24 protein-coding genes (1 of these 24 running past the window's edge) are annotated in these 24,446 nt (G+C 58.1%); 16 read left to right on the top strand and 8 right to left on the bottom strand.

The features are described 5' to 3' along the window. Positions 1 to 40 precede the first annotated feature (40 nt). The gene (locus tag JQR87_RS11775) at positions 41 to 901 is read left to right on the top strand and encodes a segregation and condensation protein A (protein ID WP_407296979.1); all 861 of its coding nucleotides are present in this window, start codon (positions 41 to 43) and stop codon (positions 899 to 901) included. Then, positions 898 to 1,665, top strand: coding sequence for an SMC-Scp complex subunit ScpB (gene scpB, locus JQR87_RS11770; RefSeq protein WP_407296981.1), 768 nt, complete (start codon positions 898 to 900; stop codon positions 1,663 to 1,665). Before JQR87_RS11775 ends, scpB begins: the two co-directional genes overlap by 4 nt. On the opposite strand, the gene JQR87_RS11765 is transcribed toward scpB, so the two are convergent. Both JQR87_RS11765 and gap read right to left on the bottom strand, forming a co-directional pair. Further along, on the bottom strand, positions 1,659 to 2,135 hold the full coding sequence (locus tag JQR87_RS11765) for a methylglyoxal synthase (protein ID WP_407296982.1): 477 nt from the start codon (positions 2,133 to 2,135) through the stop codon (positions 1,659 to 1,661). The genes scpB and JQR87_RS11765 overlap by 7 nt on opposite strands. Positions 2,136 to 2,172: 37 nt before the next feature. Next, positions 2,173 to 3,174 (bottom strand): type I glyceraldehyde-3-phosphate dehydrogenase, encoded by a 1,002-nt coding sequence (gene gap / locus JQR87_RS11760; protein WP_407296984.1) that lies wholly within the window; start codon positions 3,172 to 3,174, stop codon positions 2,173 to 2,175. 124 nt (positions 3,175 to 3,298) lie between these two features. Here gap and edd point away from each other — a divergent pair, with 124 nt between their 5' ends. The 10 genes from edd to JQR87_RS11710 all read left to right on the top strand — a co-directional run bounded on the left by edd (position 3,299) and on the right by JQR87_RS11710 (position 14,604). Then, positions 3,299 to 5,128, top strand: coding sequence for a phosphogluconate dehydratase (edd, locus tag JQR87_RS11755; protein ID WP_407296986.1), 1,830 nt, complete (start codon positions 3,299 to 3,301; stop codon positions 5,126 to 5,128). After that, a complete protein-coding gene (locus tag JQR87_RS11750) occupies positions 5,125 to 6,096 on the top strand; it encodes a glucokinase (protein ID WP_407296988.1) in 972 nt (323 codons plus the stop codon). The genes edd and JQR87_RS11750 overlap by 4 nt, the downstream gene beginning before the upstream one ends. A gap of 40 nt (positions 6,097 to 6,136) precedes the next feature. Continuing rightward, positions 6,137 to 6,871: a response regulator gene (locus tag JQR87_RS11745; RefSeq protein WP_407297731.1), complete on the top strand. Its 735-nt coding sequence runs from the start codon at positions 6,137 to 6,139 to the stop codon at positions 6,869 to 6,871. Then, complete coding sequence (locus JQR87_RS11740; protein WP_407296990.1) at positions 6,855 to 8,315, top strand: ATP-binding protein; 1,461 nt, start codon at positions 6,855 to 6,857, stop codon at positions 8,313 to 8,315. The genes JQR87_RS11745 and JQR87_RS11740 overlap by 17 nt, the downstream gene beginning before the upstream one ends. 167 nt (positions 8,316 to 8,482) lie before the next feature. Beyond that, complete coding sequence (locus tag JQR87_RS11735) at positions 8,483 to 9,748, top strand: ABC transporter substrate-binding protein (RefSeq protein ID WP_407296992.1); 1,266 nt, start codon at positions 8,483 to 8,485, stop codon at positions 9,746 to 9,748. Between the two features lie 209 nt (positions 9,749 to 9,957). Further along, positions 9,958 to 10,866: a carbohydrate ABC transporter permease gene (locus tag JQR87_RS11730; protein WP_407296993.1), complete on the top strand. Its 909-nt coding sequence runs from the start codon at positions 9,958 to 9,960 to the stop codon at positions 10,864 to 10,866. Then, positions 10,859 to 11,704, top strand: coding sequence for a carbohydrate ABC transporter permease (locus JQR87_RS11725; protein WP_407296995.1), 846 nt, complete (start codon positions 10,859 to 10,861; stop codon positions 11,702 to 11,704). Before JQR87_RS11730 ends, JQR87_RS11725 begins: the two co-directional genes overlap by 8 nt. 13 nt (positions 11,705 to 11,717) lie before the next feature. Continuing rightward, positions 11,718 to 12,875, top strand: a complete 1,158-nt coding sequence (locus JQR87_RS11720; RefSeq protein WP_407296997.1) for an ABC transporter ATP-binding protein — start codon at positions 11,718 to 11,720, stop codon at positions 12,873 to 12,875. A gap of 229 nt (positions 12,876 to 13,104) precedes the next feature. Then, positions 13,105 to 14,325 carry a maltoporin gene (locus JQR87_RS11715; RefSeq protein ID WP_407296999.1) on the top strand — a complete coding sequence of 407 codons (1,221 nt, stop codon included), beginning with the start codon at positions 13,105 to 13,107 and terminating at the stop codon, positions 14,323 to 14,325. 87 nt (positions 14,326 to 14,412) lie between these two features. Next, positions 14,413 to 14,604 (top strand): DUF1289 domain-containing protein, encoded by a 192-nt coding sequence (locus JQR87_RS11710; protein WP_407297001.1) that lies wholly within the window; start codon positions 14,413 to 14,415, stop codon positions 14,602 to 14,604. Here JQR87_RS11710 and JQR87_RS11705 read toward each other — a convergent pair whose 3' ends face one another. Further along, positions 14,605 to 15,468, bottom strand: a complete 864-nt coding sequence (locus JQR87_RS11705; RefSeq protein WP_407297003.1) for a MurR/RpiR family transcriptional regulator — start codon at positions 15,466 to 15,468, stop codon at positions 14,605 to 14,607. 153 nt (positions 15,469 to 15,621) lie between these two features. On the opposite strand from JQR87_RS11705, the gene zwf reads away from it, so the two are divergent. From zwf to rluB, 4 genes are all read left to right on the top strand, one after another. Then, positions 15,622 to 17,091: a glucose-6-phosphate dehydrogenase gene (gene zwf, locus JQR87_RS11700; protein ID WP_407297005.1), complete on the top strand. Its 1,470-nt coding sequence runs from the start codon at positions 15,622 to 15,624 to the stop codon at positions 17,089 to 17,091. Then, a complete protein-coding gene (gene pgl / locus JQR87_RS11695; RefSeq protein WP_407297007.1) occupies positions 17,078 to 17,791 on the top strand; it encodes a 6-phosphogluconolactonase in 714 nt (237 codons plus the stop codon). Before zwf ends, pgl begins: the two co-directional genes overlap by 14 nt. 18 nt (positions 17,792 to 17,809) lie before the next feature. Next, positions 17,810 to 18,460 (top strand): bifunctional 4-hydroxy-2-oxoglutarate aldolase/2-dehydro-3-deoxy-phosphogluconate aldolase, encoded by a 651-nt coding sequence (locus tag JQR87_RS11690; protein ID WP_407297009.1) that lies wholly within the window; start codon positions 17,810 to 17,812, stop codon positions 18,458 to 18,460. Between the two features lie 124 nt (positions 18,461 to 18,584). Further along, complete coding sequence (gene rluB / locus JQR87_RS11685) at positions 18,585 to 19,718, top strand: 23S rRNA pseudouridine(2605) synthase RluB (protein ID WP_407297011.1); 1,134 nt, start codon at positions 18,585 to 18,587, stop codon at positions 19,716 to 19,718. A 76-nt stretch (positions 19,719 to 19,794) separates the two neighbouring features. On the opposite strand, the gene JQR87_RS11680 is transcribed toward rluB, so the two are convergent. The 5 genes from JQR87_RS11680 to JQR87_RS11660 form a co-directional block, all read right to left on the bottom strand. Continuing rightward, positions 19,795 to 20,733, bottom strand: coding sequence for a GGDEF domain-containing protein (locus JQR87_RS11680; protein WP_407297013.1), 939 nt, complete (start codon positions 20,731 to 20,733; stop codon positions 19,795 to 19,797). Positions 20,734 to 20,937: 204 nt separating this feature from the next. Beyond that, entirely contained in the window at positions 20,938 to 21,678 is a 741-nt protein-coding gene (locus tag JQR87_RS11675; RefSeq protein ID WP_407297015.1) for a YciK family oxidoreductase, read from the bottom strand. 72 nt (positions 21,679 to 21,750) lie between these two features. Further along, entirely contained in the window at positions 21,751 to 22,419 is a 669-nt protein-coding gene (mupP, locus tag JQR87_RS11670; protein WP_407297017.1) for an N-acetylmuramic acid 6-phosphate phosphatase MupP, read from the bottom strand. Continuing rightward, the gene (ubiG, locus tag JQR87_RS11665; RefSeq protein WP_407297018.1) at positions 22,419 to 23,117 is read right to left on the bottom strand and encodes a bifunctional 2-polyprenyl-6-hydroxyphenol methylase/3-demethylubiquinol 3-O-methyltransferase UbiG; all 699 of its coding nucleotides are present in this window, start codon (positions 23,115 to 23,117) and stop codon (positions 22,419 to 22,421) included. The genes mupP and ubiG overlap by 1 nt, the downstream gene beginning before the upstream one ends. Before the next feature lie 142 nt (positions 23,118 to 23,259). After that, on the bottom strand, positions 23,260 to 24,446 hold the 3' portion of the coding sequence (locus tag JQR87_RS11660) for a TRZ/ATZ family hydrolase (RefSeq protein ID WP_407297020.1). It continues 145 nt past the right edge of the window; the window shows 1,187 of its 1,332 coding nt (coding positions 146-1,332); the start codon falls outside the window, past its right edge; the stop codon is at positions 23,260 to 23,262.

The raw sequence follows: 24,446 nt of genomic DNA, 5'->3' as shown, positions 1-24,446 counted from the left end.
AGCTGTCGCGCGTTCAACTTGTCGGTCGCCCGGAGAAAGCATGCAGGAACCCCAGGTCGAGGCGGTGATCAATCCGCCCGGCGAGCAGTTGCGGCTGGCGCTTGTTTACGGCGAAGCCTTCAATAATCTGCCGCAGGATCTCTACATTCCACCGGATGCGCTGGAAGTGTTTCTTGAGGCATTCGAAGGGCCGCTGGACCTGTTGTTGTACCTGATCCGCAAGCAGAACATCGATATTCTCGACATCCCGGTCGCCGAGATAACCCGTCAGTACATGGGTTATGTAGAGTTGATGAAGACCGTGCGCCTGGAGCTGGCCGCCGAGTATCTGGTGATGGCGGCCATGCTGGCCGAGATCAAGTCGCGCATGTTGCTGCCGCGCTCATCAGAGGTTGAAGAGGACGAGCTCGATCCGCGTGCTGAGCTGATCCGTCGGCTACAGGAGTACGAGCGGTTCAAGGCAGCCTCGGAAGATCTGGATCAGCTGCCGCGGGTAGGTCGAGATCTTCTTGTTCCGAAGCTCGATGCGCCGGACGCGCGGGCGCGCAAGCTTTTGCCCGAGGTCGGTCTGGAGGAGCTGCTGATCTCCATGGCCGAGGTGTTGCGCCGGGCAGACATGTTTGAAAGTCACCAGGTATCGCGCGAGACGTTGTCGACGCGCGAACGCATGAGTAATGTGCTCGATCGGCTCAAGGGCGGTGCTTTCGTGCCGTTCGTTGCGTTGTTTACGCTTGAGGAAGGACGCTTGGGTGTAGTGGTGACGTTTATGGCTGTGCTGGAACTGGTCAAGGAGTCTTTGGTGGAGCTGGTACAGAACGAGCCTTTTGCACCAATCCATGTAAGAGCGCGCGGTGAGGAATCGTCGTTGATGACACAAGAGCCAACGGAGCCGGTGTTGTGAATCTTTCGGACCCCAAGGATCTTGCGTCGTTGCTCGAAGCATTTCTGCTGGCATCCGGCAAACCTATGTCTGTCGAGCGTATGGCCGAGTTGTTTGATGAAGTCGAGCGACCGACACCGGCTGTGTTGCGCAAGGCATTGGACGTGCTCGACAAGTCCTGTAAGGGGCGTGCGTTCGAGCTTAAAGAGGTTGCCAGCGGTTATCGCTTGCAGGTGCGTCAGCGCTTTTCGCCGTGGGTGGGCCGGCTTTGGGAAGAGCGGCCGCAGCGTTACTCACGAGCGCTGCTGGAGACGCTTGTGTTGATCGCTTACAGGCAACCCATCACTCGTGGTGAGATCGAAGATATTCGCGGTGTTGCGGTCAACAGCCAGATCGTGAAGACGTTGCTTGAGCGCGAGTGGGTTCGCGTGGTCGGGCATCGAGATGTTCCTGGTCGCCCGGCGATGTTCGCCACGACCAAGCAGTTCCTTGATCATTTCAATTTGAAGAATCTTGACGAACTGCCGCCGCTGGCGGTGCTGCGTGAAATGGAGCCGGAACCGGCACCCATCGATGTCGAGGAAGCGCCCGTGCCTGCGGCGTTGCAGGCGCGAGCCGATCAGTCGCTGGAAGCCACGGCTCCGCGAGAGCAGACAAGTTTCCGGAGCTTGCTGGCAGAGCTGGACGGCATGGAAACAGGGCTCAAGATCGACTTTGATGATTTGGTCGAGGTGTCGTCTGACGATACCCAGAACAACCTGGACGAAGACCCGCGCGACTATTGATCTGCTGGCTGCCGCCCCGCGCGGTAGCTGCTGTAATCGGGGATGCGCAAGCTGTGCGGCTGGTCCAGCAGTGGGCTTGAAAGGATGTAATCGGCGCTGCTCTCGTTGGCGGCCAGCGGGATGTTCCAGACTGCAGCGACCCTTAGCAACGCTTTCACATCCGGATCATGCGGTTGCGGTTCGAACGGATCCCAGAAGAACACCAGCATGTCGATACGGCGCTCAGCGATGCGGGCTCCGATCTGCTGATCGCCACCCAGCGGTCCGCTGATCATGCACTCGATCGGCAAGTCCAGATGCCGACCAAGCAGCAGACCAGTGGTCCCGGTGGCGAGCAATTGGTGATTCGTCAAGCGAGGCTTTTGTCTTTCGGCCCATTCCAGCAGCCGCGCCTTGCAGTGATCATGCGCAACCAAGGCAATGCGTTTGCGCGCTGGCAGTGTTGCGGTAACCAGTTCGATGCGGTTCATCACTTTCCCTGCCTAGCTGGAATAGGCCATCAGATCCTCAAGAGGCCTGGTGCAAAGTGCGGCACGTGTCGAGCATGCGGTTGGAAAAACCCCACTCGTTGTCATACCAAGCCATCACTTTAAGCAGGCGTCCGCTAACCTTGGTGTGGTTAGTATCGAAAATAGACGACATTGGGTTGTGGTTGAAGTCGCAGGAAACCAGTGGCAATGAGTTGCATGCCAGTATCGGCGAGTGCTGGCTGGCTTCGAGCATTAGCGCGTTGACCTCTTCGGCTGTAGTTTCGCGGCTCAGTTCGAGGGTCAGGTCTACCAGTGAGACGTTGATGACAGGCACCCGCACGGCCATGCCGGTCAGCTTGCCAGCCAGGTCCGGCAGCACCAGGCCGACGGCTTCGGCGGCTCCAGTCTTGGTCGGGATCATGGACTGGGTGGCTGAACGCGCCCGGAACGGATCGCTGTGATAGACGTCGGACAGGTTCTGGTCATTGGTATAGGCATGAATCGTGGTCATCAGCCCGTGTTCGATGCCGTATTCACGCGACAATACTTGCGCAACCGGAGCCAGGCAGTTGGTCGTGCATGATGCGTTGGAGATGATCTGGTGCGATTGGCGCAGCGTGTCGTGGTTGACGCCGTAGACGATCGTGGCGTCAACGCCCGAGGCGGGCGCCGAGATGATGACCTTTCGGGCTCCGGCCTGCAGGTGCGCGCTGGCTTTGTCACGAGAGGTGAACAGCCCAGTACACTCGAAGACGACGTCCACATTGTGTTCACGCCAGGGCAACTCTGCAGGGTTTCGAATGGCAGTCACGGCAATCGGATCGCCGTTGACTCGCATTTCATCGTCTGTCACCTCGATGTGTGCGTCGAAATGCCCGTGCACGCTGTCGAACTGCAACAGGTGGGCGTTCATAGACGGGCTGCCGAGGTCGTTGATCGCCACGACCTGCAAATGCTCGCGATAGCTCTGGCTGTACAGGGCACGAAGGACATTACGTCCGATACGACCGAAGCCGTTGATGGCGATGCGAATAGTCATGAGAGGGCCTAGGACTGAATTTTGTTATGGGAATTACAAGATTATTCCTGTCAAAATAGAAATCAAGCCCAGATTAATGCTGTTTTGTTGGTAAAACTACAGATTCACGAGCAGGAGTGATGGCATGCACCCGCGGATTCAAGAAGTTACCGAGCGATTGATCGAACGCAGCCGGCCGACGCGTCAGCGCTATCTTGCCCAGATGGCGGGAGCGGCGAGCGATGGGCCCCAGCGCGGCAAGCTGCAATGCGCCAACTTTGCTCATGGGGTCGCCGGCTGCGGATCGCCGGACGATAAACAACGGCTACGATTGATGAACGAAGCCAACGTAGCCATCGTTTCAGCCTATAACGACATGCTTTCGGCGCATCAGCCGTATCAGTATTTTCCTGACGTGATCAAGGAAGCTTTGCGCGAGATGGGGTCGGTCGGCCAGTTTGCCGGAGGCGTACCGGCGATGTGCGACGGTGTCACCCAAGGCGAAGCGGGCATGGAGCTTAGCCTTGCCAGCCGCGAAGTAATCGCCATGGCGACCGCTGTTGCGCTTTCACACAACATGTTCGATGGCGCGCTCTATCTCGGTATCTGCGACAAAATCGTCCCCGGCTTGATGATAGGCGCGCTGCGCTTTGGGCACTTGCCGACTGTTTTTGTGCCTGGCGGGCCAATGACATCCGGCATTCCCAACAAGCAAAAAGCGGAAGTACGTCAGCGCTACGCTGAAGGCAAAGCCAGCCGTGAAGAGTTGCTCGAGTCTGAAATGCTTTCGTACCACAGCCCCGGGACATGCACATTTTACGGCACAGCCAACACCAACCAGGTGGTGATGGAAATCATGGGCCTGCATTTGCCTGGCGCTTCTTTCGTCAATCCTTATACCCCGCTGCGCGACGAGCTGACCCGTGAGGCTGCGCGTCAGGTGACTCGCTTGACGCCGCAATCGGGTAATTATGTGCCGCTTTGCAAGATCGTCGATGAAAAGTCGATCATCAATTCAGTCGTGGCGCTCAATGCTACAGGCGGCTCGACCAACCATACCCTGCACATTCCCGCGTTTGCCCAGGCGGCCGGCATCCAGCTGACTTGGCAGGATATGGCAGATATTTCGGCAGTTACGCCAACGCTGGCCAAGGTCTATCCGAATGGCCAGGCCGATGTGAATCATTTCCACGCCTGCGGCGGCGTTCCGTTCATGGTGCGGACGCTTCTCGAGGCGGGCTTGCTGCACGAAGACGTGTATACGGTGTTGGGCAAAGGCCTCAGCCAGTACACCCAGGAACCCTTCCTCGAAGACGGAAAGCTCGTCTGGCGCGAAGGCTCTGAAAGCAGTCTGGACGAGGCGATTCTGCGCCCCGTTACCCACGCGTTCTCGCCCGAGGGCGGTTTGCGTGTGCTGGAAGGTAATCTCGGACGCGGTGTTACGAAGATCTCCGCCGTTGCGCCTGAGCATCGTATCGTCGAAGCGCCTGCTCGAGTGTTCAGCGACCAGACCGAGCTGGCCCAGGCGTTCAAGAATGGCGAACTGGAAAAGGACTTCGTAGCGGTTGTGCGTTTTCAGGGGCCAAAGGCCAACGGAATGCCCGAGTTGCACAAGCTGACGCCATTCCTCGGCGTGTTGCAGGATCGAGGTTACAAGGTCGCACTGGTAACGGACGGACGTATGTCCGGTGCTTCAGGCAAAGTCCCCGCTGCGATTCATGTGAGTCCGGAAGCGCTCGATGGCGGCCCTCTTTGCCGTGTGCGCGACGGCGACATCATCCGAGTCGACGGTGAAACAGGTGAGCTCCGAGTGCTGGTCGATCAGGCCGAGTTCGACAGTCGCGACGCCGTATCAGCCCCGAGCGATCTGGGAATCGGATGTGGGCGCGAGCTGTTCGGATTCCTTCGAGCGGCCTTCAGCCCGGCCGAAAAGGGCGCAAGTGTGTTCACTGACGAGTTGGAGGCACTCAAGTGACGGCACTGGTAGGTGATATCGGCGGCACCAATGCGCGCTTCGCATTGTGGCGTAACCAGACGATCGAATCGGTGCGCGTGCTGCCTACTGTTGAGTATCCGCGTGCGGAGGATGCCATTCGTGCGTACCTGCAAGGCATCGGGCAGAGTGTCGAGGCCCTGCAGGCGGTGTGCCTCGCCTGTGCCGGCCCTGTTTCGGGCGATGAGTTCGCTTTCACCAACAACCATTGGCGCTTGAGCCGCAAATCCTTCAGTGAAGACTTGGGGTTGAGCGATTTTTTGCTGGTCAATGACTTCACCGCAATGGCACTGGGTATGACCCGGTTACGCGAAGGCGAGCTAATTGAGGTATGCCCCGGCCAGTCAGCGCCGGACGCGGCACGTCTTGTTATCGGCCCTGGTACTGGGCTTGGCGTTGCTACGCTTCTGCCTTTACCCGGCGGTGGCTGGCGTGCGCTGCCGGGGGAGGGTGGTCATGTCTGCCTGCCGGTCGGCACAGCGCGTGAGGCAGCACTTTGGGCACGGCTGCACGATAAATTTGGACACGTGAACGCGGAGGCGATTCTCAGCGGTGGTGGGCTACTGGAACTCTATCGCACCAGCTGCGCGCTGGACGGAGAGCAGCCAAGGCTGACCTCGCCAGCGGAAGTCACCGCAGCGGCGTTGACCGGTGACCTATACGCCTCATCCGTTTTGGAACAATTCTGCGTCTGGTTGGGTCGGATCGCTGGCGACAATGTACTGACTACCGGTTCTCGAGGCGGCGTATACATTGCAGGCGGTATCGTGCCGCGATTCGCAGAGTTCTTCATACAGAGCGGGTTCAGCCAGAGTTTTCGCGACAAGGGCTGCATGAGCCGCTATTTTGACGAGGTTCCGGTCTGGGTGGTGACCGCCGAATACCCAGGACTTGAAGGCGCGGGCGTGGCGTTGGAGCAACTGCTGGAGGGCCGAACCAGCGGAGGCTGAACCGCTTCGATACACCTATACAACAAGAGAATGGATGCGTGTGAGCCAGATTGGAAGATCGATTTTGCTGGTCGACGATGATCAGGAAATCCGCGAGCTGCTTGAGACCTACCTCAGCCGATCAGGCTTTCACGTGCGTACCGTCGCTGACGGTACGCAATTTCGCGAAGCCATGGGCAGCGATCCTGCTGACCTGGTCATTCTTGACGTCATGTTGCCCGACGAAGACGGGTTCAGCCTCTGCCGCTGGGTCAGAGGCCACAAGCGTCTCGCTCAGATGCCGATCATTATGTTGACCGCCAGCTCCGATGAGGCTGATCGGGTTATCGGGCTCGAGCTAGGCGCCGACGATTACCTTGGCAAGCCCTTCAGCCCACGCGAACTGCTCGCTCGGATCAAAGCGTTGCTGCGCCGGGTTCATTTCGGGCAGGAGCGCGTCAGCGATGTACTGGCGTTCGATGAATGGCGGCTGGATATGGTGAGCCATCGGCTTTTTCACCAGGACGGAGAAGAAGTCCTGCTCTCTGGCGCTGACTTCGCGTTACTCAAACTCTTTCTTGACCATCCCCAGCAGATCCTCGACCGCGACACTATTGCAAACGCCACCCGCGGTCGCGAGGTCATGCCGCTCGAGCGAATCGTTGACATGGCGGTCAGCCGCCTGCGTCAGCGGCTGCGCGACACCGGCAAGTGCCCACGGTTGATTCGTACTGTTCGCGGTAGCGGCTATCTACTTGCAGCCCAGGTGGCGCCGCACTATGACTCGCTTGGCTAAGCGTCGCTGGCTGCCGGTCCCACGCTCGCTGCTGGGCCGGATGCTCTTGCTGACGCTTCTGGTCGTGCTGATGGCGCAAGCGTTGTCGAGCTTCATCTGGGTTTCGCAACTTCGCGCAAGCCAAATGGAAGGCTTGTTGACCAGTGCTCGCAGCCTGGCGCATTCGATGTCGGCCAGCGTCAGCTATTTTCGTTCCCTGCCTTTGGGCTATCGACCGCTGGTGCTCGATCAGTTGCGCAGCATGGGCGGCACGCGTTTTTTCGTATCGTTGAACGACAAGCCACTGGAAATGCAGATATTGCCGCCAACCGAGCGAAAGCAGGCGGTATTGGCCGAAGTGGACGAGGTGCTGCGCGAGCGCCTGGGCAAAGAGGTCGACATGTTGGTGAGCTTTGTCAGTCCCGACGACCTGCGCATTTTCAACGGCGGCTTGAAGCTCGACGAATTGCCGCGTTCCTGGGCGCACTATGCGCTTAGTCTGGAGCCGCTGAACCCGCCCGTGCTGGTCACGCAGATCCAGATCGCGCCGGATGAGTGGCTTTATCTGGCTTCACTGATGCCCGCGCCTTACGTCAGCCTAGAGGACGAAGGGATACCGCGTCAGCAACTCTGGTTCATCTTTCTCACCAGCAGCTTTCTGCTGTTGTTCATCGGTATTCTGGTGCACTGGCAAAGCCGCCCGCTCAAGCATTTGGCGCGAGCTGCCCGCGAAATGTCGTTAGGCAGCGAAGTGGAACTGCTTCCTGAGGCCGGCGGTAGCGAGGTTGTCGAAGTCAGCCGCGCTTTCAATAGCATGCGTGAACGCATCGGACGCTACCTGACCGAACGCAGTCAGCTGTTCAGCGCGATTTCACATGATCTGCGGACCCCAATCACGCGGCTGCGGTTGCGCGTGGAGCTGCTTGAGGATGAAACCTTGCAAAGCAAATTCAGCCGCGATCTCGACGAGCTGGAATTGTTGGTCAAGGGTGCCTTGCAGTGCGTCAAGGACACCGATATCCACGAAAACATCGAGCCCCTGGACCTCAATCTGCTACTCGATTGCGTGACAGAGCCGTATCTGGCGCCCGGCGGCAACGGCCGGGTGACGGTGCAGGGCAAGGCGGTTGCGCCTTATGCAGGCAAGCCGCTGGCACTCAAGCGTTGTATCGGCAACCTGCTCGACAATGCACTGAAGTACGGTGACCGGGCGCATCTATCAATCGAGGATGATGACAATGTCTTTGTTCTTCACGTCGACGATGAGGGGCCGGGTGTTCCGGAAGCCTGGCTCAAACAGGTGTTCGAACCCAATTTCCGATTGGCCGCAAAACAGCCGGGTTATGGTCTGGGGCTTGGTATCGCGCGCAACATCGCCCACGCGCACGGCGGCGAGATCAGCCTGTGCAACCTTCAGACAGGGGGGCTGCGGGTGACCTTGAGCCTGCCACGCAGCTCCGAATGAGCTAACCAACCTAGCGATTACCGGTTGCCTTGTTACGAAACCCAACTTTTGTAACGAAGCGGTGACCATTCGCTATCCCTTCGTTACCCGGCTCGCTAATTGCCGAGCCTAGAATCGGTGCAGCGCAGGCGAAGCCCTGCATCGATAACAACAAGAAAGGAAGACCCATGAACGCGATTCATCGTTTGGTTACCGCTGTATCCCTGGCCTCCATTTCTTTGGCATCTGTTGTTCCGCTCGCGCACGCGGGCGAAGTTGAAGTGCTGCACTGGTGGACGTCTGGCGGCGAGAAACGTGCTGCTGACACCCTGCAGCGACTGGTCGAAGACGAGGGCCACACCTGGAAAGATTTCGCCGTTGCAGGCGGTGGTGGTGAGGCGGCCATGACCGTCCTCAAAACCCGAGCCGTTTCCGGTAACGCACCCGCTGCCGCTCAGATCAAAGGTCCCGACATTCAGGAGTGGGGCGAACTGGGCCTGCTCACCGATCTCAACGAGGTGGCTGAGAAAGCCAACTGGGACAAATTGCTGCCCAAGCAGGTATCGGCAGCGATGAAGTACGACGGTGATTACGTAGCCGTGCCGGTCAACGTCCACCGCGTTAACTGGCTGTGGATCAACCCGGACGTGTTCGAGAAAGCAGGCGTTGAACCGCCGAAAACGCTCAAGGAGTTCTTCGCGGTAGCCGACAAGCTGAAAGCAGCGGGCTTCATGCCAATCGCTCATGGTGGGCAACCATGGCAGGACGGAACCGTCTTCGAGGATTTGGCGCTGGCCATCCTTGGCCCTGAGGACTTCCGTAAGGCCTTCGTTGAGCTTGATCGTGAGGTGTTGACTGGCGACAAGATGGTCAAGACGTTCGAGGCGCTGAAAAAGCTGCGTAGCTACGTCGACAACAACGCAGCGGGCCGTGACTGGAACAGCGCTACGGCCATGGTCATGAATGGCAAGGCCGGCATGCAGATCATGGGCGACTGGGCCAAGAGTGAGTGGACCGCGGCGAAGAAGATCGCTGGGGAAGACTACACGTGCGTGCCGTTCCCAGGCACCCAAGGCAGCTTCGCCTACAACATCGACTCGCTTGCAATGTTCAAGCTGAACAACGATGACAATCGGAAGGCCCAGCAGGATCTGGCTCGGATCGTCATGGAGCCGGAATTCCAGCAATTCTTCAATCAGAACAAAGGCTCGATCCCAGTAAGACTCGACCAGGACATGAGCGAATTCGATGCCTGTGCTCAGAAGTCGATGGAGGACTTCAAGGAAGCCGCCCAGGGCCCAGGGTTGGTGCCCAGCCTTGCTCATGGCATGGCCGCATCGAGTTACGTACAGGGCGCTGTGTTCGACGTCGTGACGAACTTCTTCAACGACCCGTCGGCCGATCCGAAGAAAGCCGCTCAGCAATTGGCTGCTGCGATTCAGGCGGTCCAGTAGCGTTTACGGGGCTCGGATCCTCGGGCCCCGTCTTAAAACACATAAACCGATGCCTCGGGCATCAACTCTTTGCGGCCAAGCCAGTCGGCTGGCCGCAACGGGACCGGCTTGCTCGATATCTCTGGTGTCGGTCGACGTATTGATCGCCGATGTTGAAGCGCTATCAGTAACGGGACTGTGATGGAACCTGAACTCAATCGGAGCCAACCATGAGCTCAACGGCTGTATTCACTAAGGCTTCGCCGCTGGATGCGCTACAGAACTGGCTGCCAAAGTTGGTGCTGGCGCCCAGCATGTTGATTGTGCTGGTGGGCTTTTATGGCTATATCGCCTGGACCTTCCTGCTTTCGTTCACCAATTCAAGCTTCATGCCCAGCTACAAATGGGTCGGGCTGCTGCAGTACGAACGGCTCTGGGACAACGACCGCTGGTGGGTCGCCAGCAAGAACCTGCTGGTCTTCGGCGGGCTGTTCATCGCGATCAGCTTGGCGATCGGTGTGCTGCTGGCCGTTCTGCTGGATCAGCGCATTCGCCGCGAAGGCTTCATTCGTACCGTCTATCTCTATCCGATGGCGCTGTCGATGATCGTCACCGGCACCGCCTGGAAATGGCTGCTCAACCCTGGGCTGGGTATCGACAAGATGCTGCGGGACTGGGGTTGGGAAGGCTTTCGTTTCGACTGGCTGGTAGACCCCGACCGCGTGGTCTATTGCCTTGTGATCGCGGCGGTGTGGCAAGCCTCGGGTTTCGTCATGGCGCTATTTCTTGCCGGATTGCGCGGTGTCGACCAATCCATCGTGCGGGCAGCGCAGATCGACGGCGCAAGCCTGCCGAGCATCTACTTGCGCATCATTCTTCCCAGCCTGCGTCCGGTGTTTTTCAGTGCGCTGATGATCCTCGCGCACATCGCAATCAAGGCGTTCGACCTTGTGGCGGCGATGACTGCAGGGGGGCCGGGGTACGCCTCCGACCTACCGGCAATGTTCATGTACACGCACACCTTCACGCGCGGGCAGATGGGGCTTGGCGCAGCGAGCGCGATCCTCATGCTGGGCGCTGTGATGGCGATCGTCGTGCCTTATCTGTATTCGGAACTGAGGAACAAGCGCCATGACTAGCCATGTGGGGCAAAAGCGCCTGACGTTCGGTCGAGTGGCGATATACGCAACGCTGCTACTAGCCGTCGCGATGTATCTCGTACCGCTGGTGGTCATGCTTCTGACCAGTTTGAAGACGCCAGCGGACATCCGCACCGGCAACCTGCTGTCCTGGCCGGAAGTCACGACCGTTATCGGGTGGGTCAAGGCTTGGGATGCGGTTGGCGGTTATTTCTGGAACTCGGTAAAGATCACCGTTCCGGCAGTCATCATTTCGACCTTGCTCGGTGCGCTGAATGGCTACGTACTTGCCATGTGGCGTTTCCGTGGCTCGCAGCTGTTCTTCGGACTATTGCTGTTCGGCTGCTTCCTGCCGTTCCAGGTAATTCTGCTGCCTGCGTCCTTCACCCTCGGGCAGCTCGGACTGGCCAACACTACGCCGGGGCTGGTGCTGGTGCACCTGGTTTATGGCCTTGCCTTCACCACACTCTTTTTCCGCAATTTTTATGTGAGTGTGCCGGATGCACTCATTCGCGCGGCTCGGCTGGACGGTGCAGAATTCTTCACCATATTCGCTCGAATCCTGCTGCCGATGTCGATCCCGACCATCATGGTTTGCCTGATCTGGCAGTTCACGCAGATCTGGAACGACTTCCTCTTCGGCGTGGTGTTCGCCAGCGGCGATACACAGCCGATCACCGTGGCGTTGAACAACCTGGTGAACACCAGTACGGGCGTCAAGGAATACAACGTCGATATGGCTGCGGCGATGATTGCCGGGCTGCCAACGCTGGTGGTGTACATCCTCGCCGGCAAGTATTTCCTGCGCGGGCTCACCGCCGGCGCGGTCAAGGGATAGGAGAACAACAATCATGGCTGCACTCGAACTTTGTAACGTCCGCAAGAGCTATCCCGGCAGCAACCACGACACGCTGAAAGACATCGACCTGAAGATCGAGGACGGCGAGTTCTTGATCCTGGTCGGACCTTCCGGCTGCGGCAAATCCACCTTGATGAACTGCATCGCGGGTCTGGAAGAGATCACCGGTGGGGAGATTCGCCTGGACGGAGCCGACATCAGCGATGCCAGCCCCAAGGACCGCGACATCGCCATGGTGTTTCAGTCATACGCGCTGTACCCGACAATGACCGTGCAGGAAAACATCGCCTTCGGCTTGAAGATGCGCAAAGTCCCAGCGGCGAAGATCGAGGAAGAAGTCTCGCGTGTTGCCAAGTTGCTGCAGATCGAACATCTGTTGAGCCGTAAACCTTCTCAGTTGTCCGGCGGTCAGCAGCAGCGCGTTGCCATGGGAAGGGCGTTGGCACGGCGGCCGAAGATCTATCTGTTTGACGAGCCGCTTTCCAACCTCGACGCCAAGCTGCGCGTTGAAATGCGCACAGAAATCAAGTTGATGCATCAGCGCCTGAAGACCACCACGGTGTACGTCACCCATGATCAGATCGAAGCGATGACGTTGGGTGACAAGGTTGCCGTGATGAAGGACGGCATCGTCCAGCAATTTGGTACACCCAAAGAGATTTACAACAACCCAGCCAACCTGTTCGTGGCGAGTTTTATCGGTTCCCCCCCTATGAATTTCATCCCGCTGCGGTTGACCCGTCAGGCGGATGGCTGGCGCGCATCACTGGAGAGTGGCCAGGACCGCTGCGAGTTGCCGTTGAATCTGACCGATGGCCAGACGCTGGAAGGCCGGGAAGTGATCCTCGGAATACGGCCGGAGCAGATCGGGCTTGGCACCGAAGCGGGTCTACCTTCGCTACGTGCCGAAGTCCAGGTCATTGAGCCGACCGGCCCTGACACCATGGTCTTTGTCAGCCTGAACCAGACCAAGGTTTGCTGTCGGCTGGCACCGGATGCCGCGCCGAATCCTGGCGAGACGCTGACGCTGCAGTTCGAGCCTGACAAGGTGTTGCTATTCGATGCGCAAACCGGGGAGCGGCTGGGTGTCGCGCCGGGTAACGGCTCATCTGGTCGAAACGGCACCATCACCCGCCTGGTTGCGCGCTAGGTCGCTGTACCGGGTGGAGTGAGAAATAGGCTCGGTCGCCGAGTGTCTGCGTACCGGCGATGGGCGCATAGGAGTGTTATTTATTAGTGGTTTTCAACGGTTGGCGGTCCAACGCCGCGAACTATGAAAAGTGGTCCGCAACGAGCTGATAGCGAAACGCGGATCGAAGGAGAGCCAAAGCGGCTCGATCCAACGGCAGTAACAACAATAAGAGCTAATTGGAGCGGATATGAAGAAAACGACACGCCTGGGCCTCGCAGTCGCGCTGGCCGGTCTCGCTATGCCGTTTGGCGCGCAGGCCCTGGACTTCAACGGCTATGTGCGAAGTGGTATCGGCGAATCGACTGCAAGCGAATCGCAAGCCTGTTTTCAACTGCCGGGCGCAGCGTCCAAGTTCAGACTGGGCAACGAGTGCGAGCAGTACGCCGAATTGGGGTTGCGTCAGGATCTGTTCACCATGGACGACGGCTCGGTGTTGAGCGTCGAGGGCATGGCGGCGCTGTATAACGAGTACGACCACACCCCGAAATTCACTGACGACCATGGGTTCGCGCGGCTAGTTCAGGCCTATGCCGAATGGAGCAACATCGCGGCGCTGAACAATGGGTCGCTGTGGGCCGGTCGACGGTTCTACAAGCGGAACGACATTCATATCTCTGACTTCTACTATTGGAACCAGAGCGCGACCGGTGCCGGGATCGAAAACGTCGAGATCGGAGGCCTGCAATACAGCTACGCCTTCTCGCGCAAGGACAACGTCTTTCAGGAAAACTACACCAATCGTCACGATTTCAACGTTGGCGGCATCAACACCAATCCTGACGGTGAACTGCAGTTCGGCGTGAGCTACATCGCTGACCCGGACCGCGGCGACTCCAACAGTGGCTGGTCTGTGACCGCTCAGCATGAGCAGATTGGTTTCCTGGGTGGTAGCAATACCTTTGCAGTGCAGTATGGCGAGGGTCCAGGAACAGGACTCGGCTACACGGGCAATGTGCAACTAGACGACAGCGCCAAGAGTTGGCGGATCGTGGAGTTCTTCGATTGGCAGGTGACGCCGCGTTTCAGTGGACAGTTCCAGGTCGTCTATCAGAAGGACAAGCGTCAGGGCGACGATCAGGATTGGATTTCGGTAGGTATGCGTCCGGTGTATGCCTTGACCGAAGAATTCAAGCTGGTCGCTGAAGTCGGCCACGATCAGATCGATGCGGAAGCCGGGACCCGGAAACTCACCAAGTTCACCATCGCTCCGACCTGGTCGCCGGCAGGGCCTGATTTCTGGGCGCGTCCCGAGTTTCGTCTGTATTACACCTATGCTCAGTGGAACGACGCAGCGCAAGATGCAGCCAATCTGATAGCCGCTGGCAGTGCACTCTCGGAAACCGGCGCTTTCGGCGACGCGCAGCATGGCTCCAACTTTGGCGTTCAGGTCGAATACTGGTGGGACTGATTGGTGCTATAGGCTAATTCGCTTAGAACCTCCAGGCAGTCAGGGCCTCTACTAGCCGTAGGGGCCTTGGCTGAACGGGAGGTGGTTTTGGGCGATAAAGCGAAAAATCCATGCATCAGTATCTGCAAGCTCAAGGACGACATCTGCATCGGCTGCGGCCGCAGCCGGGACGAGATGAAAGCCTGGAAGAGCATGAAGAACAAGGAGCGTAAAGCGGTCAATGAAGTGGCTGCCCAGCGGCTTAAAGAACTAGGCAAACCAACGAAGAAAAAGAAGTAATCAACTGTCTTCGGATGGGTAACGGGTCGCCATCAGGCTTTCCTTGATCTTGCGTAGATGCGGCTGGAAATCGACGCCGCGTCTCAGCGTTACGCCTGCGGCAAGTGCGTCCAATACTGTCAGCTGAATGATTCTTGAGGTCATCGGCATGTAGATGTCTGTGTCCTCTGGCAGAGGGATATCGAGGCTCAGGGTGCAGATCTTTGCCAGCGGTGAATCTGCGGCGGTCAGGCCTAGCACCGAAGCACCGTTATTTCGCGCGATCGTCGCGGCTTCTACCAGCTCACGGGTACGACCGGTATAGGAAACGATCACAAACAGGTCGCCCGTGTGTGCGACCGACGCGAGCATCCGTTGCATCAACACGTCCACATGCGCGGTTACCGGCAGATTGAAGCGGAAAAACTTGTGTTGCGCATCGAGCGCGACCGACGCGGACGCGCCTAACCCGAAGAAATGAATCTGGCGCGCCTGGATCATCAGATCTACAGCGTGACTTACAACCTGAGGGTCGATGGCTCGACAGGCGCTATCGAGCGACGCAATTGCGCTACCGAAAATCTTTCTTGTATACGCCTCAGGGCCGTCGTTCGCTTCAACGGCCCGACTGACATAGGCGGCGCCGCTGGCCAGGCTTTGAGCCAGCTGGATCTTCAAGGCTGGGTAGCCCGCCGCTCCAAATGATCGGCAAAAGCGATTGACGGTAGGCTCGCTTACTTTCGCCGCTTGAGCCAGCGCCGCGATGCTGTAACGGGTCGCTTCCTGCGGATCACGAAGGATGACTTCAGCCACCTTGCGCTCCGCTTTGTTCAGCTCATCGAGCCGATTTTTTATCTGTTCCAAGAGATTTTTCATGCGATCCATGTCTCTTCCTTCAGGGACTCGTGCCCGAGACTACGGATAGTAGCGAAATCGATGCACGAAAAAATTTGGGCGTGTTGTTTTAATAACAACATCTTGTGCTTAAACTGCGCATAATCACCCGTCACGCAGCCTAATTTGGTTAGTATAAAGATCATGCCTGCTATTACAGTTGACGCAACTACCTTCGCCTTGTTTGGCGCCCTCGGCGATCTGGCACTGCGCAAGTTGTTTCCTGCACTTTATCAGCTCGATCGAGCAGGGCTGCTGAACAGCGACACGCGCATTTTGGCCCTGTCGCGAGATCAAGGTGAGCCGGCTGTTCATCTTGAACGCATCGACCAGGCGCTGCGACGCTATGTGCCGCCTGCTCAGCTGGACGAGTCAGTGCTCAGCCGGTTTCGGGGTCGGTTGGGGTATCTGACCATGGACTTTCGTGAGGCGGAAGACTACGCGGCGTTGGCTGGAACAGTCGCTCCCGATATGCCGCTCATCGCTTACTTCGCTACGCCTGCCTCCGTGTACGGCTCGATCTGTGAAAATCTCGCAGCAGCTGGACTGGCCGAACAGGCACGAGTGGTTCTGGAAAAGCCAATCGGGCACGATCTCGACTCGTCGCGGTTGGTCAACGATGCCGTTGCGCAGTATTTCCCCGAGACACGCATCTATCGGATCGACCACTATCTTGGCAAGGAAACGGTCCAGAACCTGATCGCGTTGCGCTTTGCCAACAGTCTGTTCGAGACCCAGTGGAATCAGCACCACATCTCGCATGTTGAGATTACTGTCGCCGAGACGGTCGGCATCGAAGGGCGTTGGGGATACTTCGATCAGGCGGGTCAGTTGCGGGACATGATCCAGAACCACCTGTTGCAGCTGCTGTGTCTGATTGCCATGGACCCGCCAAGCGACCTGACCGCCGACAGCATTCGCGACGAAAAGGTAAAGGTGCTCAAAGCCCTGGCGCCGATCACAGCAGAGCGTTTATCCCGCCAGGTTGTGCGTGGCCAGTATGTGGGTGGGGCGGTCGGCGGCAAGCAGGTGCCGGGTTATCTTGAGGAAGAAAACTCCAACGCTGAGAGCAGCACCGAAACCTTCGTTGCGCTGCGTGCCGACATCTGCAACTGGCGCTGGTCCGGTGTCCCGTTCTACCTGCGAACAGGCAAGCGGATGGCCGAAAAGGTTTCGCAGATCGTCATCCACTTCAAAGAACCGCCTTTTTATATCTTCGCGCCCGAGCAACGGTCGTTGATCAGCAATCGACTGATCATCCGCCTGCAGCCGGACGAAGGCATCTCGTTGCAGGTTATGACCAAAGAGCAGGGCTTGGACAAGGGCATGCATCTGCGTAGCGGCCCGCTGCAGCTGAATTTTTCTCAGACCTACAAAAGCTCGCGTATTCCGGACGCCTATGAGCGGCTGTTGCTCGAAGTGATGCAAGGCAATCAGAACCTGTTCGTCCGTAAGGATGAAATCGAGTACGCGTGGAAGTGGTGCGATCAACTGATCGATGGCTGGTCGCGAATCGGTGACGCACCTAAACCTTATCCGGCGGGCTCGTGGGGGCCCGTTGCCTCCATAGCATTGATCACACGGGACGGGAGGTCTTGGTATGGCGATCTCTGAACTCGAACTGCCGCCCGATGTGGTGGCTCATAGCCTGCCTGGGCCGGAGCAGCTGGCGCAGGCGTTGGCCGATAGGGTTGCCGGCGCGTTGCAGTATGCAGTGACCAATCAAGGACGAGCGAGCCTGGTGGTGTCAGGAGGGCGCAGCCCGATAGCGTTCCTTGAGGCACTGTCGATGCGCGAGCTGCCGTGGGCAAAGGTTCAGGTCAGCTTGGCTGACGAACGCTGGGTCGAGCCCGAACACCCGGATAGTAATGAGGGCTTGCTTCGCCAGCACCTCTTGCAAAACGCTGCGGCTGAAGCACAGCTTGTTGGCCTGTATCAGGCGGCCGAAACCCTGGAAGACGCGGCAGAGCAGGCTGGCAAGAAGCTGGCTGGTTTCTCCCGACCAATCGATGTGCTGGTGCTTGGAATGGGAGATGATGGGCACACCGCCTCGTTGTTTCCGAACAGCCCGTTGCTGGAGAAGGGATTGGACAAACACGGTGCTGATCTTTGTCTTCCCATGTTGGCACCTGTCAGTCCGGAGCAGCGCATCACCATGACCTATCCGCTGCTGGCGTCCGCCCGCGTCCAATGCCTGGCGATTCAAGGCTCCGCCAAGCTCGACACGCTGCGCCAGGCCATGCAGCTCGAACCGTCGCAGATGCCGATTCGCGCATTTCTGCATTCCCCATTAGAGATCTACTGGTGCCCTTGAGGCCCGAGGACATTTTCCATGACCATGGACCAGAAAAACGCGCAGATTGAGAAGATTTGTACTGAGGCCCGCATCCTGCCGGTCATAACAATCGGCAGCGAAGAACAAATTCTGCCGTTGGCCGACGCCTTGGCGGCTGGGGGCATGACTGCACTTGAGATAACGCTGCGTTCGGCACACGGACTGACTGCCATTCGACGCCTGCGTCAGGAGCGGCCGGACTTGTGTGTAGGCGCCGGTACGGTACTCGATAAACGAATGATGGATGAGGTCGAGGCGGCTGGAGCACAGTTCATCGTATCGCCGGGCTGCACCGATGAGCTGCTGCAAGCCGGCGTGAATTGCTCCGTGCCGCTGCTGGCCGGCATCAGTAACGCGTCTGACATCATGCGGGGCTATGCACTCGGCTATCGTCGCTTCAAACTGTTCCCGGCTGAGGTATGCGGTGGCGTGGCTGCAATCAAGGCGCTGGGCGGACCTTTTGCCGATGTTCGTTTCTGCCCCACCGGCGGCGTCAATGCCAACAACGCAGCGCAGTACTTGGCGCTTCCTAACGTCATGTGTGTCGGTGGGACCTGGATGATCGATGGCGCCGCGTTGAAGAATGGCGATTGGGCGGCGATTCAGCGGGCAACGGCTGAGGCCCTGGCCGCTTTAGACAAAAACTAACTGTAAGTAGAGGCGCGACGGGCGCGCCTTTGACCCGGCTGCTAACCTTCTCGTGCTTCGGCAATCCGTTGCGCGTATAGTGCGCGGCCTTTCAATCGGAACTGCCACGCCGGGAGGTGCCCAGATGACCGAACACGAAGATACAACCCCTCATATCGCCCACGGCGAAAAACTCCAGAAGGTGCTGGCGCGACTAGGGCTCGCCTCGCGTCGCGACGTGGAGAGCTGGATCACCGCTGGCCGAGTCAAGGTTAATGGCGCCATCGCCACGCTCGGCCAACGCGTCGACCTACACGATGCAATCGCTGTGGACGGCCGCTTGCTCAAGCGTGAAGAGGCGACTGAAACGGTTCGTCGCGTGCTGATTTACAACAAGCCTGATGGTGAAATTTGCACACGTGATGACCCTGAGGGACGTCCGACCGTATTCGATCGCCTGCCGCGCCCGAAAGAGGGCCGCTGGATCAATATCGGTCGCCTCGATATCAACACCACAGGTTTGCTGCTGTTCACCACCGATGGCGAACTGGCAAACCGTCTAATGCATCCGTCCTACGAGATGGACCGGGAATATGCGGTGCGGGTGCGCGGCGAAGTAGACGACGAGATGATCGAGCGACTCAAGACCGGCGTCATGCTTGAGGACGGCCCAGCTCGTTTCACCGATATCCAGGAAGCACCCGGTGGTGAAGGCTTTAACCATTGGTACCACTGTGTGGTGATGGAAGGGCGTAACCGGGAAGTCCGGCGCCTATGGGAGTCGCAGGGACTGGTGGTAAGCCGCTTGAAACGCGTGCGTTTCGGTCCGGTGTTCATGACTTCCGATCTACCAATGGGCCGCTGGCGTGAAATGTCTCAAAGCGAGGTGGACATTCTCAGTGAGGAGGTTGGTCTCAAGCCGGTCGCGCTGCCAGGTATGAAAGCCAAGACCAAGGACAAGCTCGATCGGATGCAGCGCAAGGTTGCCAAGCCGATCGGACGTGGTGAACGCCGGCCTCGCGTCCTCCGGTCGGCGCAGGATGCTGATGTGCCGGCTGACACGGGTCGTGGTCGCAGCGGACGTGGTGACCAGTCCGCACGCAAGCCTCGTGACGGGGATGACCGGAACAAGCCAGCCCGTGGCACCCCAGTGGCGGAGCGGCCAAATGCTGTCGGTCGTGAGCGTGGCAAACCGTCTCCTGCAAAGCGCGGTAGCTCCTCTGCAGGAGAGGGACAACGACCCGGTTTCGGTCGCGGCGACCGCTCGAAGCGCCCCTGACGAACCAGTGCCCAGCGGTATGAAAGGGTGAGGCTGTAATGGCTTCACCCTTTTTTTGAGGCAGGGTTGCGGCGGTCTATGTTTGCGCCGAGGCGACGCGGGTCAGATTACGACCGTCGCGTTTGGCTTGGTAAAGGGCCAGGTCAGCGCGACGCAAAAGGTCGTCCTGAGACTCGCTGGGTTGGTAGGTGGCGCAGCCCAGGCTGGCTGATAGTCGGATTTGTTTTTCTCCAACAAAAAAACACAGGTTCTGAACGGCTGCCCTGATCCGTTCAGCAACAACCAGTGCGGCTTCTTGATCGGTGTTGGAGAGGACTAGAACGAATTCCTCGCCGCCGAAGCGGAACACCATGTCGACATTGCGCAGCTGCTCCCGCAGCAACAGGGCTGTAGCCTTCAGAGCGGCGTCTCCGGCCTGGTGACCGTAGGTGTCGTTGAGGCTCTTGAAGTGGTCCATGTCTAACATGACGATGGATACGGCTCCATTGTGCCGACGCGAGAGCTCTGTTTCTCGAGTCAGCGACTGGAGCAGCGCCGCGCGATTTCCGGCTCCGGTCAGTGGATCCTTCAGTGACGCTTGAATGGCCTCCCGATAAAGCAATGCATTGCGCAACGGGAATAGCATGCAGTCGAGCGCTTTTTCGAGTTGCTCCAATACAGAATCAGGCAAATATTGACGGCTAAACAGGCAGAGTTCTCCGAGAGAATCACCGGTGTGAGAGAGCGAGTAGCTCACACCGAATCCCCCGGCTTCGCCTATCAGCAGCTGGAAGTCGGTGCCGCTGTGCTGATAGGAGAGGGCGGAGAAAGGAATCAGGTTCTTGACTTCTTCAAAAAAGAAGCCCAGGAGGCGCTCGATTTCCAGGCTGGTTTGCAAGCGCAACGTCAGGTATTTGAGGCGCTCGGAAAAGCTGTGCTGGCGGGCAGACAGCGTCATGCTGCTGGAAATGTCTAAGCGTCGAACACGTGCGGTACCGATATCGACGGAAGTTTGGGAGTGCTTGTCTGCCAGCATGGAAGTGAACCTCGAAACGCTGCCTGCGTTGGTAGAGGTTCATAAGCTATTTTGATGCCAACTTATAATATCTATTGAGATCAGTAGTTTAGGCGATTTTTTTACGTGTACTGAAACTGAGCTGCCAGCGAAACGGCAAAATGATGCCAATTTGATATGAAGGTTGTCGCCGTTGCGCCGGAAAACAGGCGCAACGGCGGGATACTATTGGGCGTCCAGCGCTTGTCCATTCACGCCCTGACTGTCTGGCCCCATCAGATACAAATAGGCCGGCATGATTTCGGCAGGCAGCGGATTAACAGTCGGATTTTCGCCGGGATAGGCTTTTGCACGCATGTCGGTGCGGGTCGCACCTGGGTTGATGCTGTTGCTTCTCACGGAACCGGTGCCGTCTAGTTCATCAGCGAGTACTTGCATCAAACCCTCGGTGGCAAACTTGGAGACGGCATACCCACCCCAGTATGCCCGGCCTTTACGGCCGACGCTGCTCGACGTGAATATCACCGATGCGTCAGTCGCCAGCTTCAGCAAAGGCAGCAAAGTGCTCGTAAGCATGAAGGTTGCGTTGACGTTAACTTGCATTACGCGCATGAAGTTGTCGCCGGACAGCTGTTCGATCGGAGAACGGGGGCCAATGATACTGGCATTGAGCAATAGGCCGTCCAGTCGTCCAAACTCCGCTTCAATGGTTGCGGCAAGTTCGTCGTATTGATGCGGCAAGGCTGTTTCCAGATTAAGCGGTATAACCGCCGGACGCGCGCCGCCGGCTGCTTCGATGTCATCGTAGACCCGATTGAGGTTGTCTTCGTTTTTGCCCAGCAGAAGCACCGTTGCTCCGTGAGCCGCATAGGCCTTGGCTGCAGCTTCGCCAATTCCGCGCCCTGCGCCGGTGACCATGATGATCCGATCCTTGAGCAGGTCGGGGCGCGCTGAGTACTCGAACATCTGAAGCCTCATTAACAAGATATGGGGCGATAGCCCACCGGGGATTGTAAAAACGGCGTATGAGAAGGGGCTTTAGCCGGAACGGCCAAAGTCTAGGTGTTCGCGCAGCTCCGAAGGGTGGCTTATGACTAAGTCCGCGCCCCAGGTGTCCGGATCGTCATCCGGATGAATATAGCCGTAGCGCACTGCCGCCGTACGGCTGCCGGCTGCGCGTCCGGACTCGATGTCGCGCAGATCATCTCCAACAAACAGTACAGTCGACGGGGCTAGGTCCAGTTGGCTGCACGCCAATAGCATGGGTTCCGGATCAGGTTTGCTCCGACTGACGTGATCGGGACAAACCAGAACCGCTGAGCGGGAAGCAAGGCCGAGCTGCTGCATGATCGGTTCGGCGAAACGTACCGGCTTGTTGGTCACCACGCCCCAGATCAGGTTGGCGTTTTCGATGCAAGCAAGTAGCTCGGCCATCCCTTCGTACAACCGGCTCTCGACGGCGCAGTGCGCTTGATAGCGCTCCAGGAATTCCAGCCGCAACACCTCGAACTCATCCGAGAGCGGGTCGACGTCAAATGCACTGAGTACCATTGCCCTGGCACCGCCTGAGATAACGTCGCGTATCTGTTGGTCAGGAACGCGATCAAGGCCACGAGCCAAGCGCATGGCTTGCGTCACTGCAATGAAGTCCGGAGCGGTATCAAGCAGCGTACCGTCCATATCGAATAACACTGCGCTCAGGCGCATCATGCCTCCCGAAGCGTCTGGATCATGTAATTAACATCCACATCCGATGACAGCTTGTAGTGTTTTGTCAGAGGGTTGTAAGTCAGGCCGATAATGTCCTTGACCTGCAGTCCGACCTCGCGGCTCCAGGCTCCAAGCTCCGAAGGGCGAATGAACTTGCGATAGTCATGCGTACCGCGGGGCAACAGTTGGAGCAGATACTCTGCGCCGACGATGGCAAGCGCATAGGCTTTTGGGTTGCGGTTGATCGTCGAAAAGAATACCTGTCCGCCAGGCTTTACCATCTTATGGCAGGCGCGGATGACTGATGCTGGGTCAGGTACATGCTCAAGCATCTCGAGGCAGGTCACGACATCGAACTGCCCTACCATTTCTTCAGCTAACGCTTCGGCAGTGATTTGTCGGTAGTCGATTTCCAGCTCTGACTCGAGCAGATGAAGTCGGGCAACCGACAGCGGCGCTTCGCCCATGTCGATCCCAGTGACCGTAGCGCCGCGCTGAGCCATTGCTTCGCTAAGAATTCCTCCTCCGCAGCCGACGTCCAGTACCTTCTTGCCGGCCAGTGATACGTGCTCATCAATCCAATTGACCCGCAACGGATTGATCTCATGGAGCGGTTTGAACTCGCTTTCGCGGTCCCACCAGCGATGGGCTAACGCTTCGAATTTCGCGATTTCGGCGTGGTCGACGTTACTCATGGTCTGTTCCGTTTATAAACCTGGTGGAGAAGCTTGGGCTGCTAACGCTCATCTTGCCAGCTTCGGTCGGATGCGGGGCACCCCAATAAAACGCTGCGTGTAAGTCAGTTTGTCGCGGTGCATCGGTCTACCGAAGTCCCGTCTATTGTTTGGAGGCGATTCTGTCACCCCATTCTCGGGCGGACGCAACCAGTCGTTGCTCATCCATTCGGGTCAGCTGCCGATCATCAAGCAATTGCTTTCCAGCGACCCATACATGGCGGACAGAGTCGCGGCTGCTCGCATAAATGAGAGTAGACACGGGGTCGTACACGGGCTGCTGCCCTGGTTTTGAGAGGTCGAAAGCCACCAGGTCAGCGAATTTTCCAATCTCAAGCGATCCGGTATGGTCTTCCAGGCCAAGCGCACGGGCGCCGTTGAGCGTCGCCATACGCAGCGCGCGGTGAGCATCGAGAGCAGCGGCTGATCCCGAAACTGCTTTTGCAAGCAGGGCGGCAGTGCGGGTTTCTCCCAGCAGGTCGAGATCGTTGTTGCTGGCAGCACCATCAGTACCGAGGCCTACATTGATACCCGCTTCCCACAGGCGCTCCACTGGGCAAAAGCCGCTGGCCAGCTTTAGATTCGACTCGGGGCAATGAATCACGCTGCAGTTGTGCTCGACCAGCAGGGAGATATCTTCATCGTTTACCTGAGTCATATGCACCGCTTGGAAGCGAGGGCCCAAAAGCTGCAGGCGGGCTAATCGAGCAAGCGGTCGCTCGCCGTGCTGCTGCAGCGCTTCTTCGACCTCACGAGCCGTTTCGTGGACGTGCATATGAATACCGATGTCCATTTCCGCAACTAATGTACGGATGCTTTCAAGCTTATTGTCAGTAACCGAATAAGGCGCATGGGGGCCGAAAGCGATACTCAGCCGCGGATGGTGCTTGAGGTCATCAAACAGCGCGACGCCCTTGCGAAGTGCTTCGTCTGCGTCGCGTGCACCCGGGATAGGGAAGTCAAGCACGGGGATGGTTATCTGGGCGCGGATGCCATGCTTATGTACAAGTTGGCTTACGACGTCAGGAAAGAAGTACATGTCCGAAAAGCAGGTGATGCCGCTTTGTAGCTGTTCCGCGATGGCTAGCTCGCTCCCTGCTTCCACAAAGGCCTCGTTTATCCATCGACTTTCTGCTGGCCAAATGTGCTCGCGCAGCCATGACATCAAAGGCAAATCGTCCGCTAACCCACGAAACAATGTCATAGCTGCGTGGCCATGAGCGTTTACGAGGCCAGGAGCCAGAAGCATCCCTGATAGGTCTCGTGTCTCGTTAGCAACATGTTTCTCGG

The sequence above is a fragment of the Stutzerimonas stutzeri genome (genome assembly GCF_051028275.1).
GTDB lineage: Bacteria > Pseudomonadota > Gammaproteobacteria > Pseudomonadales > Pseudomonadaceae > Stutzerimonas > Stutzerimonas stutzeri_AS.
The sequence above is the reverse complement of the archived record's forward strand: the minus strand, read 5'-3'. Positions and strand labels throughout refer to the sequence as shown.

Coding starts and splice junctions, on each gene's coding strand:
- rluB (WP_407297011.1), top strand. CDS start 18,585: ATGACCGAACACGAAGATACAACCCCTCATATCGCCCACGGCGAAAAA.
- JQR87_RS11765 (WP_407296982.1), bottom strand. CDS start 2,135: ATGAACCGCATCGAACTGGTTACCGCAACACTGCCAGCGCGCAAACGC.
- pgl (WP_407297007.1), top strand. CDS start 17,078: ATGGCGATCTCTGAACTCGAACTGCCGCCCGATGTGGTGGCTCATAGC.
- JQR87_RS11775 (WP_407296979.1), top strand. CDS start 41: ATGCAGGAACCCCAGGTCGAGGCGGTGATCAATCCGCCCGGCGAGCAG.
- edd (WP_407296986.1), top strand. CDS start 3,299: ATGCACCCGCGGATTCAAGAAGTTACCGAGCGATTGATCGAACGCAGC.
- JQR87_RS11675 (WP_407297015.1), bottom strand. CDS start 21,678: ATGTTCGAGTACTCAGCGCGCCCCGACCTGCTCAAGGATCGGATCATC.
- JQR87_RS11715 (WP_407296999.1), top strand. CDS start 13,105: ATGAAGAAAACGACACGCCTGGGCCTCGCAGTCGCGCTGGCCGGTCTC.
- JQR87_RS11725 (WP_407296995.1), top strand. CDS start 10,859: ATGACTAGCCATGTGGGGCAAAAGCGCCTGACGTTCGGTCGAGTGGCG.
- JQR87_RS11705 (WP_407297003.1), bottom strand. CDS start 15,468: ATGGATCGCATGAAAAATCTCTTGGAACAGATAAAAAATCGGCTCGAT.
- gap (WP_407296984.1), bottom strand. CDS start 3,174: ATGACTATTCGCATCGCCATCAACGGCTTCGGTCGTATCGGACGTAAT.
- JQR87_RS11680 (WP_407297013.1), bottom strand. CDS start 20,733: ATGCTGGCAGACAAGCACTCCCAAACTTCCGTCGATATCGGTACCGCA.
- JQR87_RS11720 (WP_407296997.1), top strand. CDS start 11,718: ATGGCTGCACTCGAACTTTGTAACGTCCGCAAGAGCTATCCCGGCAGC.
- JQR87_RS11740 (WP_407296990.1), top strand. CDS start 6,855: ATGACTCGCTTGGCTAAGCGTCGCTGGCTGCCGGTCCCACGCTCGCTG.
- JQR87_RS11730 (WP_407296993.1), top strand. CDS start 9,958: ATGAGCTCAACGGCTGTATTCACTAAGGCTTCGCCGCTGGATGCGCTA.
- mupP (WP_407297017.1), bottom strand. CDS start 22,419: ATGCGCCTGAGCGCAGTGTTATTCGATATGGACGGTACGCTGCTTGAT.
- ubiG (WP_407297018.1), bottom strand. CDS start 23,117: ATGAGTAACGTCGACCACGCCGAAATCGCGAAATTCGAAGCGTTAGCC.
- JQR87_RS11690 (WP_407297009.1), top strand. CDS start 17,810: ATGACCATGGACCAGAAAAACGCGCAGATTGAGAAGATTTGTACTGAG.
- zwf (WP_407297005.1), top strand. CDS start 15,622: ATGCCTGCTATTACAGTTGACGCAACTACCTTCGCCTTGTTTGGCGCC.
- JQR87_RS11735 (WP_407296992.1), top strand. CDS start 8,483: ATGAACGCGATTCATCGTTTGGTTACCGCTGTATCCCTGGCCTCCATT.